The following is a 12196-nucleotide window of genomic DNA, read 5'->3' as shown; positions in this document are numbered from 1 at the left end:
TTATAAAATAGCAATCTCCTTTTATTATAGTAAATTTATTTACTTGCTTTCATTGCTTTATCTTTTGCACCAAACGTGTATTTTAACATTGGTGGTGTAATCATTGTAGTTAAAATAACGACAATAACGATTGCTGTAAAGTAATCTTGTGCCAATAGACCTGAAGAAAGTCCTGTTCCTGCAATGATAAGTGCAACTTCACCACGAGAAACCATACCAGAACCGATAATTGCAGAAGACTTAGCATCAAATCCAGTCATGCGTGCACCAACACCACAACCAATTAGTTTCGTTAATACAGCGATTACTGTTAATGCTAAGATGAACCAAATTTGATTGCCAATACCGTCAAATGTAATATTCATACCGATACTAACGAAGAATACTGGAACGAACATAGCGTAAGCAATTGGTTCTACTTTCTTTTCTACTTCATGTTTGTAGTTTGTTTGAGAAATTGCAATACCAGCAGCGAAAGCACCGATAATACCAGCAATTCCTAATAGTTCGCCAAAATATGCGAATGAGAAACAGATGATAAGAGCTGCGCTCACGATAGACTCAGATACGCGCAGTGGTGATAACCAACGCATAATTGCTGGAACACCTTTCCATCCGATTAAAATAATAGAAGCGAAGAATACTACTTTCTTCAAGATAATCATTGTTAAGTTAACATCATCAGTGCCTAAGAAGCTCATTGCGAATGCTAATAAAATAACAACAAGAATGTCATCAAATACAGCGGCTCCAAGCATCGTCGTACTTTCACGTGTTTTCATTTTACCTAAATCACGAAGTGTTTGTACGGAAATACTAACACTTGTCGCACATAGAAGTAATCCTAAGAATACAGCGTTTCCTTGTTCCATTCCCATAACAAGGCCAGAAACGTAACCACCTATGAATGGAAGAATAATACCTCCGAGTGCAACTGCTAAAGAAGAATTACGATTGGCGTTTAATTCTTCTAAGTCTGTTTCAAGTCCAGCCATAAACATTAGAAGAATAACCCCGACATTACTTAATTGAGTTAGAAGCTCTGAATTTTCAATCCAACCTAATAAAGCTGGACCGATAACGATACCGACAATTAATTTACCTAGTACAGAAGGTTGACCTAATCTAACACTAAGATCACCAGCAAGCTTTGTACTTAATAAAATAAGTGCAATTTGAAAGAAAAATTCGAATTCCATCTGATCCTCTCCTCATCATTTTTAGTTTTATCATACGATTTCTCGGAATTTGCCTAATGAAAATATGTAAAACCCATTAAACAAAAGGGTCTGATTACAAGTTCTTTTGAACTCGTAATTTGAACCTGTAATTAATATATAATATATTTTGAAAAAAATCAATGAAAAAATGGGAGCTTTTTTAGAGAGAGATGGTGTTATTAGGGATATACATATAAGAATAGTGTGTGAATTTTTATATGTATAAAATAGTATGAAGTCCTTTTTCATTACAAATAATAAAGCCTAAATGCTATTTCACGAATTATAAATGTGAAAAGGAGGTTTTATCATTTGAATTCATTAAAAAATAACTTGTCTATTGTTGCTTTAGGTGGAGTAAATGAAATAGGAAAAAATATGTATGCTATCCAATATGAAAATGATATTGTCGTCATTGATTGTGGATCTAAATTTCCAGATGAAAGTTTATTAGGGATTGATTTAATAATTCCAGACGTCACATATTTGCAAGAAAATAAAGAAAAAATTCGCGGTTTAGTAGTAACGCACGGGCATGAGGACCATATTGGCGGAATACCATATTTTTTAAAACAACTAAATGTACCAATCTATGCAACAAAGTTAACGTTAGGTTTAATTGAAATTAAATTAAAGGAACACAATCTTCAAAATGATACGGAATTAATCGTTATTCATTCAAAATCAGAAATTGATTGTGGTTCTATTAAGGCAACCTTTTTTAAAACGAACCACAGTATTCCGGATTGTCTCGGTATTGTTTTTCATACACCAGAAGGTACTGTAGTACATACAGGTGATTTTAAATTTGATTTAACACCAGTAAATAATCAACATCCTGATATTCATAAAATGGCTAAAATAGGAAGTGAAGGTGTACTAGCTTTATTATCTGAAAGCACAAATGCAGAACGCCCAGGTTTTACTCCATCAGAAAGGTCAGTAGGAGAACGGGTAGAGGAAATATTTATGAAAGCAAATAGAAAAGTAATTATTTCTACATTTGCTTCTAATGTGAATCGTGTTCAGCAAATAGTTGAAGCTTGCATAAAAACAAATCGAAAATTGGCTTTGCTCGGGAGAAGTATGGTAAATGTAGTAGAAGTTGCTCTAGAGGAAGGGTATTTACATATTCCAGACGGCATGTTAATTGAAGCGAGTGAGATAAATCGTTTAGATTCAAAGCAGGTAGTGATACTTTGTACAGGAAGTCAAGGAGAACCGATGGCAGCTTTAGCGCGTTTAGCTAGTGGAAACTATAGACAAGTGGATATTTTACCAGAAGATACGGTTATTATAGCCGCGACCCCTATCCCAGGAAATGAACGTAACGTTTCTCGAATTATCGATAATTTATTTGCATTAGGAGCAAAGGTGATTTACGGATCAGGTAGTTCTACTGGAGTGCATGTATCCGGTCATGCATATCAAGAAGAGTTGAAGTTAATGCTTACATTAATGAAGCCAAAATATTTTATTCCAATTCATGGAGAGTTTAGAATGCTACATCACCATAGTTTGTTAGCAGAATCAATTGGTATTGAAAAGGAAAATATCTTTATCGTTCGTAATGGAGATGTTGTAGATATTAGTAATGAAGTGGCCGTTCAATCTAGAAAAATACAGGCTGGAAATATATATGTAGATGGATTAGGAATTGGTGATGTTGGAAATGCCTTATTACGTGATCGTAAACAACTTTCGGAAGATGGAATGCTCGTTATAGTTATTACTTTTAATAAAGTCGATGGAGAAATTATTTCCGGTCCTGATATTATCTCTCGTGGATTTATCTATGTTCGTGATTCAGAAGAGTTTTTGAAGGAATTAAATAAATTAGCTGTTATTACAATTAATAATTTGAAGAAAGAGAATGTGAATAGCTGGGGTATTTTGAAAAAAGAAGTAAGAGAGGCTTTAGGGAAGTTTATATATACTAATACGAAAAGAAAACCGATGATCCTCCCTATAATAATAGAGGTTTAATAGTAAAAAAGAATTCTCGTAGGGGAATTCTTTTTTGTTTTGAAGACAGAATGAACATATAATGAAATAAATAGAAATGGAAGGAAATAAAAGATGTTATTAAATAAACGTTTTACAATTGGAGAAATGGCAAAAATGCATAATATCGCAGAATCTACATTAAGGTATTATGATGAAAAAGGAATTTTTCATCCGTCTACTGTGGACTCGCAAACAAATTATCGTTATTACACAATCGATCAATTTTCACTATTAGATACGATTAAGTTTTTACGCCAATTAAACATTCCGTTAAAGGAAATTAAGAAATATATTGATGAAAGAAATCCAGCATACGCACTCAATTTACTGGAAAAACAACAAGAGATGATGCTGAAGAAACAAAGAGAAATTGAGTATGCTTTAGCGAAAATGGAGCATAGAATTCATTTAATTAAGGAAGCAACAAAAGCAAAAGCTGAACAAATGGTAATAAAAGAGATCCCGCAGCGAAAAATAACAGCTATTGCGGTTGCCCCGAATACGACGGATGATATGTTTGAGTACTACATTCATTCGTTGCAAAAAAATATGAGGCAAATGGATGATAGCTTATTTTCTGGAGATATTGGTGTAACTGTTGCGAAAAAAGGGTTAATGCAAAATGAGTTTCAAGCATATAGCAGTGTATTTATTCTTTTGGATTATATGCCTTTTGAAGTACAGAGTTCAGATGAAATTAAAGAAGGTATGTTTGCCTGTGTATATCATCATGGGCCATATGAAGAAACTGATGAAACATATAAGAAGCTAATGAAATATATTGATCAAGAAGGATACGAAATAAGTGGAGATGCAATTGAGATTGCATTAATTGATTGGTCTGTAACAGAAGATCCTGAGGAGCAAGTAACAGAAATTCAAATTCCTATAATGAAAAAACAAAGCAATAAGTTATAGGACTCGTATAATTACAAATGAGCATCAAACGCGATAATTAAGTCACCTATTTTTTAATTCTCTATTGACCTTAAAGTTACTTGAAGGTTTAAACTAAGAAAAGAGAGTTGAAAAAAAGGAGCATATTAGAGTATGGAAGCAACAGAAAAATTAAGAGAAAAACCAATTAAAAGCTTATTTATTTCTTATTTAATACCAGCAGTTCTTGGAATGGTATTAATGTCAGTGAATATTGTAATTGACGCGGTTATGATTAGTAGAGGAGTTGGGGCGAACGGTTTAGCAGGAGTGAACGTGGCTATTCCAGCCTTTTCGATTTTCTTCTCTATTTCATTATGGATCGGAATGGGCGGGGCAACGTTATACTCCATTGCATTAGGTGAAAATAAACGAGAAAGAGCAAGGTCTATTTTTACTCAATCAATGACGGTAGCAGTTGTTATCGTAGGGATTTTAGCAGCGATTTGCTTATGGAGAATAGAAGATTTAGCATACTTATTTGGTGCAAACGAAGTGATTCTACCATATGCGTTAGACTATTTACACGTATTATTAACATTTGGAATGATATACGTTTTAGAAAATATTTTAAGTACATTTATACGAAATGATGGAAATCCTAATTTAGCAATGGCTGGTCTTGTTGTAACGGCTGTATTAAATATAGTGTTTGACTATATCTTTATTTTTATCTTTGGATGGGGCGTAACAGGTGCTGCCTCAGCGACTATTCTTTCGGCAGCGATTGGTTTCCTTGTATTATTAACCCATTTCTTTAGAAAAAGTAGTATTTTAAAGTGGACGAAATTTCATTTTGAATGGGATACTGTCAAACAAATTATGGTGATTGGTTTCCCAAGTTTTACAGCAGAAAGTACGGTTGCAATCGTAACGATTGGTTTTAATATCGCATTTGTCCAATATGCAGGAGAAGTAGGAGTAGCTTCCTATGCGATGGTGAATAGTATTCATGCAATGACATTACTATTATTCTTTGGTGTTGGAGCAGCATTACAGCCAATTGCTAGTTTCCATTACGGGGCAAATTTATCAGAGAGACTTCGTGAAGGATTGAAGTTTGCTGTGAAAATTGCAGTTGTCCTTGGAGGCGTTGCGATAATTGTCGGATTATTCTTCGGGAAATATATCATTGGTTTATTTGATGTTCAATCTCCAGAATTATTGGAGTTAACCTTAACAGGTATTAGTTTATTCTTTATCCAATACGTATTTTTAGGTTATAACATTGTGTATGGAGAGTACTTCCAATCAGTGCGACAAACGAAGAAATCAGTACTTATTATAATGAGCCGAGGATTACTATTTATTATTCCATTGTTATGGATTATGCCGAAACTATTTGGTATAAATGGAATTTGGCTCGTTATGCCAGTTGCAGAAGTAATGACAGCGATTATCGTATTTACGATGAATCGTATGAAACATCCTGTTCCATTAAATATGGCAGGAGAGAAAGAAGCGATATGATAAAAAATCCCCTTAAGCAATTAAGGGGATTTTCTTATTCCTTTAAACTAATAGCAAAAGATCCATCCGTTTCTTGAACAGAAGCAAAGGCAACGTTTTTAATATTTGTAATTCCTTTTTCTTTTAATTCTTTATATAACCATTTTTCATCTTTATGTATTAACTTTAAGTTATCATATTGAATTTGTGAATCGACGATAAGTGCAATTGGTAATCCAGCATACTTAACATCTATGTTTAAATCTTTTGGAGTTAATGGTACAAGTTCTCTTTTTGGTAAAATACTAATAGCGCCGTTCGCTTCTAAAATAGCGTATTCAATTTCATGAACACTTGGATATCCTGCAACGCGAAGATTAGAAAGCAGTTCTGCAATGGGGTATCTACTTTTTTGTAAGTTCTCAAAAATAATATCACCATGTTTAATTAAAATGATAGGGTGTCCGAGAATAAAACGATTTAGTTTGTTGAATAGGCTTAATTTTGTAAGGAGTAAATGTAAACATGTGATAACAACCATACCGAGAAATGCTTGTAAAGCACCAGAGACGGGTATGGCCTGGAAAGCTAAATAAGATAAAAAAATTATAGCCCCAAAATCATGAGGAGTTAGTTGCGCTAACGCGGATTTACCGAGTAACTTAAGCGATAGCAAAAATAAGATGAAAAAGAACGACACGTTACATAAAAAGAGAAGCAATAGAGACACTCCTTCGTGTAAAGTTGTACTTACTATTCCCGAAAGTAATATAAATATTACCTTTCAGAGGATAAATTAGGGTTTATTGGAATTTGTCTGTATACAAACAAATAAATGGATATTATCATGAAGGAAGTAAAAGAAAATAGGAGTATATGAATATGAGAAAGAAGAAAATAATGAAGGGCATTTTAGTTGTTATAATGATTTGCGCCGTGTATGCGGGGTTTTTACAATATCACATTTATAAGCATGGGCATATGAATGCAACATACGATGCTGATTACATAATTGTACTAGGATCGAAAGTAAATGGGACGAAACCATCTTATTCATTGCAATATCGTATTGATAAAGCAGCTGAATATTTAAAATCACATGAGAAAACAATCGCTATCGTATCTGGAGGACAAGGAAAAGGCGAAGACATTTCAGAAGCATTAGCAATGAAACAAGGACTAATAAAACAAAATATCGCAGAAGACCGTATTATAATGGAGGACAAATCTACGAGTACAGATGAGAATATTACATTCTCAAAACCGTTAATTCCAGCCGATATGAAAAAAGGTATGATCGTAACAAACGATTTTCACATGTTTAGAGCGAAAAAAATAGCGGCCAAACAAGGTTTACAATTAGAAGGTCTTCCGGCAAAAACACCGAAACCAATCATCATTCCATCGAATGTACGAGAATATTTAGCAATTACACAGTATTGGTTTATGAATCGAATATAGTGAAAGTGATCCCGTCTGAAACTCAGGCGGGATTTAGTTTGAGGAAAATCTTACAAATATGTCACGTTCGTGAAAGGTAAAGCGATAGTTTCTAGAATGATTTCCTGACATAATGAAGGTAACAAAAACTATTTAGAGGTGAATCGGATGAAAGGAAATAATATTTTATCTTCGTTATGTTACTTTAGTATCTTTTTTGCACCATTTTTACTACCAATTATCGTGTACTTTGTTGCAGAAGATGAAGTGAAGTATCACGCGAAAAAAGCATTTTGGTCACATGTTTTCCCATACGCAATCTTATTTGGAGGACTAGCAGTATCAGGCATGTACGGTTTAGGTTTCAATCAATCTGACGGTGCTGGAATTGGAATGGCTATCACATATGCAGTGTTCATTCTTGTAGGAATTTACTACTTCATTTGGAATATCGTAAAAGGTATTAAAGTTTTGAAAACGGCGTAATAAGATAATTATAATTTCATTTACCGTATCGATAAACGTTTTAAAAAAGGGCAATTCAAAAAGAATTGCTCTTTTTGTGCTTATAAGTTGTGAAAATTGAAAAAGATATGTTAATTTTTCATTATGAAGAGAAAAAAGGAGTGATTTTCATGAATGAGATCATACATAAGATGGAGCAACATGTTTCAGTTCGTAAATATAAAGAAGAATCAATTCCGAAAGATGTAGTAGAAAAGATGGTGCATGCTGCGCAACATGCAGCTTCATCACATTTTGTACAGGCGTATTCTGTTATATATGTAACAGATCAGGAATTAAAGGCTAAACTAGCAGAGCTATCCGGAAATCGCCATGTGAAGGACTGTGCAGCATTTTTTGTTTGTTGTGCAGATTTAAAACGACTTGAAATTGCATGTGAAAAACATAGTACAGAGATAAAGCATGAGGGAGTAGAAGACTTTATCGTTGCGACGGTAGATGCTTCACTTTTTGCGCAAAACTTAGCACTAGCAGCAGAATCGTTAGGATACGGTATTTGTTATATTGGTGGTATTCGTAATAATCCGAGAGAAGTGAGTGAACTGCTTCATTTACCGGATAAAGTATATCCTGTATTCGGAATGACAGTCGGTGTACCAGATGAAGAACATGGAGTTAAACCACGTTTACCAGTAGCAGCAGTTCTTCATGAAAATGGATATGATGAACAAAAATATGATGAATTACTAAACGAATATGATGAAACGATGAACGCGTATTATAAAGAAAGATCATCAAACAAGAAAAACGTAACATGGACGGAATCAATGAGTTCGTTTATGTCTAAAGAAAAAAGAATGCATATGAAAGAGTTTTTAAGTGAAAAAGGATTAAATAAGAAGTGAGTAAAGAGGCAAACCTGTGATGCAGTTTTGCCTTTTTGAGAAGGAGAAATACCTAAGGCCAGAAAGTTGTTTATTCTTTCTGAACTTAGGTATTTTGTTTGTTATCATGTACATAGAAATAAAAATTAATAATTTTTTACAAAAGTGATAGAAAATGAGAATGAAATGCCAATAGTAAGTAAAAGCGGCATAAAAGCCGCTTTTTATCGTTTTATTTAGTATTTGATTTGAAATATTTTCCTTATGAAAGAAAGATTATTGCTAATTGTAAACTGTCAATAAAGTTATTTAAGTTTTGATATGGAATACCCCGCCGGAAAATACAGCAATAATTTCGTTTGAACATATCTGTTATTGCACGATCTAAAGCATCTTCTATAACAAGTTCAAACTTTCAATAAGAAGATAACCCCCTGTACAACTTAAAAGAATGTACGTAAATATTTTAAAAATCCGTTGATTAAGCCATTTAAAAATAATTTGACCTATAAACAAACCTAAAAATACAATTGGAATGGCATAAAAACTTGATTCCCAAATGGTTTTGTTTGTGCCAGTAAAGAGTATTTGAGTTACTAGACTAATGAAATATATAAACAGATAAAAAGCTAATGTAGTTGCTCTTAACTTCTCTTTTTCAGTATTAGTTCCTGTAAAATAAAGTAACAGGGGTGGACCTGGCATACCGATACTTGTCGTTAAAAGACCAGATAATCCGCCAACTATGAAATCTCTAGATTGTGTTGATCTAACCTTAACGTTGCATATTAGCAACAATGTTAATAGTAAGAGTAGGATGCTAACTGCTAATTTAAAAGTGTTTATGTTAACGGAAATGAAAATTAAAATGCCAAAAGGAACACCAACTATACTTCCAAAAATAAACCTTTTCAGTAGAACAAAATCAACGTCCATTCTTATTTTCCAAATGAGTGAAATGGAGATAATTAAAGATAAAATAATGTTTATTTGTATAGCTTCTTGTGGTAGAAATAACATAAGTAAGAAAGGGGTTGCCATTATGGAAAAGCCAAAACCTGTACTTGCTTGCAGAATAGAAGCCACTAATATAATACATATGAAAAAGAATGTGATACCCAAAACAGCCCTCCTATTTAATCAAGTTTAACTAGTTAAAGTCTATTATTTAAGTGCAATGTTTCACAAACTTATTTGTATTTTAACATAAATATCTAGTTTTTTCTCAAATAGTGTTGCCATATAAGGCTCTTTAACTAAAAAATCTGACTTGTGTTTTTAAACAATTTTATTATGGGGAAACAAATAATGAATGGGATCAAAATGTATTGATTATCATTAAATTATTCACTGAGATCCCCGCGATAAAACAAGAACAGCCATATAAAACTTACAAAAATACAGCATGTAGCTAATAAACAGCCAATCATTTGAGGAGAAAGAATTTCTAACAGCCCTCCTGTAAAAAACATCGATAACTGAATAAGAGATCCGTAAATGGAATAATGGAATGAAAAAACTTTACCTATCATATTTTCGTGTGTGTAAGTTTGAAGTAATGTCGTATCAAGTGGAACGATGATTCCTCCTGCTATGCGCATACAGAATAAAGTAATGATACCGATAATAAGTTGATCGGATAGAATGAATCCGAGAAAGAAAATTCCTTGTAATAAGTAGGCCCAACCGAATACTTTTTTCATTTTTTCTTTATTATGGGATATATAAAGATTAACGAGAAGGCTTCCTATCATAAGCCCAGCCCCTTGAACCGTATATAAAATCCCAATGTTCGTATGGAAAATTTTTTCGGCATAGATCGTTAGAAGTAGTTGATAAGCACCTCCAATAATCCCCCATGAAATGCCGACAAGAATTAATGTTAAAATGATTTTTGTTTGTAATATGTATGTATAACCACCTTTTATATCAGTGAAAAATGCTTTGTTCTTGTTACAAGTATCATGAGCAGGAATACTCATGTTATAAATAAAATAGGCTGAAATAAAGTATGATAGGCTATTTACTAAAAAAGCGAACTCAATATGTAAAGATTGTGCAATTACTCCGCCCAAAGAAGCCCCCATAATAGACATAAAACCATTAATTGTACTAGAAAGAGAGTTAGCAGTTACGAAATGATTTTGGTGTACGATATTTTTTAGAGTTGCTTGTTTAGCCGGTTCAAATAAACAAGAAAGTACAGATAAACATATATTAGCAATGAAAATAATCTCAATTTTATAGCCTGCGAGTAAGTATGTAAGGACTAGAATTCCCCGTGTAATATCGGTAAAAATCATAATATTCTTTTTAGAGAAACGATCTACAATTACGCCTATGAATGGACTAAGAAGAAGCTGTGGTAAACTTTTACTTATAAAAGTAAGTGCGATCATAAACGGCGATTCCGTTATGTTGTAGACAAATGTTAATAAAGCTACCGTATGGAACCAATCCCCAAGTACACTTAATGTTTGCCCATAAAATAGTTTATTGAAGTTTTTATTTGTTTTAAGAAGTGTGGAATAAGAAACTGACATAAATAGATTAATCCTTATGTAATGACGATGTTTGAATTTGTTCTTTCCACTCACTTAAATACACTTTTTCCGCTGTGGGAAGTCCAACAGGTAATTGTGCAATCAATTCTAAACTATTTCCATCAGGGTCGTTAAAGTATACGGCTGCATGTGCTAATTCCGGAAAAATAATCGGTTCAATTGGTTCCATTCCAAAGTCTTTTCGTGCTGAAATTCCTTTTTGATTTAGCCAATGAATCGCATTTTCTAAATCATGTAAACTTACTTGAAAGGCGATATGTCGTAAAGAGGGGTGATAATTCACTTTGTATTCTGTGCCTTCCCAAAGGCCGAGCCAACTCTCATTTTCTTTAATCCAAAAGAAAGCAATATTATCTCCTCTTTTATATAATTTTAGCCCTAGTGATTCATAAAAAGGTATTGATACTTTTAAGTTGCGGACAGGTAAATGTGCTTCGTAAAGACCTCTAATCATTGTAATCCCCCTTAGTAAAAATGTTTCTTATTCCATAGTAAACAATATGTTGCTAGTTGAAATCGCAAATAAGAGGGATATAAATTCATACGAAAGTATGAAAAAAACAGCTCATATTTGAGCTGTTTTTCTATAGTTTTTAGTTCATTTTTCAAGGATAGGATATATTAATATCCGTATCCGCCGCCACCCCAACAGCTACATCCGATGATGATTAGAAGGATGAATAGTACGATAAGCAAAGCAAATCCACCGCCGAAACCAGCGCAACTTCCACCATAACTCATATGTTTTCCTCCTTTTTAGTAAGTTAATCTATATGGTTCATGGACTACTATATACAGTATGTTTTTTGTATAGAAAACGAGCCAGTCTCATTTATAATTAGACAAATGCCTGTAGATTCATTAGGATTGCATGTTAGTGATTTGTAAATAAACCTTTACGTAATTCATAATTTAGGCATAAAAAATAAAAAATTGTAAAAAAAACCATTTTCTTATTTTTTTATGAGAGAATATGTACTATAATTTTACAAGTAATATTATGGGAAAAGGGAGTTTTAGTATAGAGATGGAGATGGGACAATTAAAAAATAAAATAGAAAACAAAAAGAAAGAGTTAATTCAACTTGTTGCGAGACACGGATTGGATCATGATAAAGTTTTGTTATTTAGTCGTGATTTAGATATACTTATTAATAAGTTTATGAACATAAAAGACAAAGTGCATAAATAAAAAATTTATAGTTTTTTATATTAAGATGTTTCACAGAAA

13 protein-coding genes are annotated in these 12196 nt (G+C 32.9%); 7 read left to right on the top strand and 6 right to left on the bottom strand.

The features are described 5' to 3' along the window. Positions 1-35: 35 nt before the first annotated feature. Positions 36-1199, bottom strand: a complete 1164-nt coding sequence (locus AU379_RS15630; protein WP_000393877.1) for a cation:proton antiporter — start codon at positions 1197-1199, stop codon at positions 36-38. Between the two features lie 333 nt (positions 1200-1532). Between AU379_RS15630 and AU379_RS15625 the strand changes: the two genes are divergently transcribed. The 3 genes from AU379_RS15625 to AU379_RS15615 all read left to right on the top strand — a co-directional run bounded on the left by AU379_RS15625 (position 1533) and on the right by AU379_RS15615 (position 5633). Next, a complete protein-coding gene (locus tag AU379_RS15625) occupies positions 1533-3206 on the top strand; it encodes a ribonuclease J (RefSeq protein WP_061139474.1) in 1674 nt (557 codons plus the stop codon). Between the two features lie 93 nt (positions 3207-3299). Then, positions 3300-4145 (top strand): MerR family transcriptional regulator, encoded by an 846-nt coding sequence (locus AU379_RS15620; RefSeq protein WP_000925956.1) that lies wholly within the window; start codon positions 3300-3302, stop codon positions 4143-4145. 132 nt (positions 4146-4277) lie between these two features. After that, positions 4278-5633: an MATE family efflux transporter gene (locus AU379_RS15615; RefSeq protein ID WP_000388390.1), complete on the top strand. Its 1356-nt coding sequence runs from the start codon at positions 4278-4280 to the stop codon at positions 5631-5633. 34 nt (positions 5634-5667) lie between these two features. On the opposite strand, the gene AU379_RS15610 is transcribed toward AU379_RS15615, so the two are convergent. Continuing rightward, on the bottom strand, positions 5668-6333 hold the full coding sequence (locus AU379_RS15610; RefSeq protein WP_000923922.1) for a DUF421 domain-containing protein: 666 nt from the start codon (positions 6331-6333) through the stop codon (positions 5668-5670). A 161-nt stretch (positions 6334-6494) separates the two neighbouring features. On the opposite strand from AU379_RS15610, the gene AU379_RS15605 reads away from it, so the two are divergent. The 3 genes from AU379_RS15605 (at position 6495) to nfsA (ending at position 8422) form a co-directional block, all read left to right on the top strand. Beyond that, on the top strand, positions 6495-7073 hold the full coding sequence (locus AU379_RS15605; RefSeq protein WP_001227676.1) for a YdcF family protein: 579 nt from the start codon (positions 6495-6497) through the stop codon (positions 7071-7073). Positions 7074-7220: 147 nt separating this feature from the next. Continuing rightward, complete coding sequence (locus tag AU379_RS15600) at positions 7221-7538, top strand: DUF4870 domain-containing protein (protein ID WP_000678055.1); 318 nt, start codon at positions 7221-7223, stop codon at positions 7536-7538. A 149-nt stretch (positions 7539-7687) separates the two neighbouring features. Next, positions 7688-8422, top strand: coding sequence for an oxygen-insensitive NADPH nitroreductase (nfsA, locus tag AU379_RS15595; RefSeq protein WP_001002392.1), 735 nt, complete (start codon positions 7688-7690; stop codon positions 8420-8422). 375 nt (positions 8423-8797) lie between these two features. On the opposite strand, the gene AU379_RS15590 is transcribed toward nfsA, so the two are convergent. The 4 genes from AU379_RS15590 to AU379_RS15575 form a co-directional block, all read right to left on the bottom strand. Continuing rightward, entirely contained in the window at positions 8798-9523 is a 726-nt protein-coding gene (locus AU379_RS15590; RefSeq protein ID WP_000513081.1) for a sulfite exporter TauE/SafE family protein, read from the bottom strand. Positions 9524-9744: 221 nt separating this feature from the next. Then, entirely contained in the window at positions 9745-10944 is a 1200-nt protein-coding gene (locus AU379_RS15585; RefSeq protein ID WP_061139473.1) for an MFS transporter, read from the bottom strand. Between the two features lie 7 nt (positions 10945-10951). Then, entirely contained in the window at positions 10952-11419 is a 468-nt protein-coding gene (locus tag AU379_RS15580; protein ID WP_061139472.1) for a VOC family protein, read from the bottom strand. A 167-nt stretch (positions 11420-11586) separates the two neighbouring features. Then, positions 11587-11706: a YjcZ family sporulation protein gene (locus AU379_RS15575; protein ID WP_000120179.1), complete on the bottom strand. Its 120-nt coding sequence runs from the start codon at positions 11704-11706 to the stop codon at positions 11587-11589. A 232-nt stretch (positions 11707-11938) separates the two neighbouring features. Here AU379_RS15575 and AU379_RS15570 point away from each other — a divergent pair, with 232 nt between their 5' ends. Beyond that, positions 11939-12157 carry an aspartyl-phosphate phosphatase Spo0E family protein gene (locus AU379_RS15570; protein ID WP_000291688.1) on the top strand — a complete coding sequence of 73 codons (219 nt, stop codon included), beginning with the start codon at positions 11939-11941 and terminating at the stop codon, positions 12155-12157. The last annotated feature ends 39 nt before the right edge of the window (positions 12158-12196 follow it).

The organism is Bacillus sp. JH7, assembly GCF_001563515.1.
Taxonomy (GTDB): Bacteria; Bacillota; Bacilli; order Bacillales; family Bacillaceae_G; genus Bacillus_A; species Bacillus_A cereus.
This window is presented reverse-complemented; position numbering and strand designations above follow the sequence as displayed.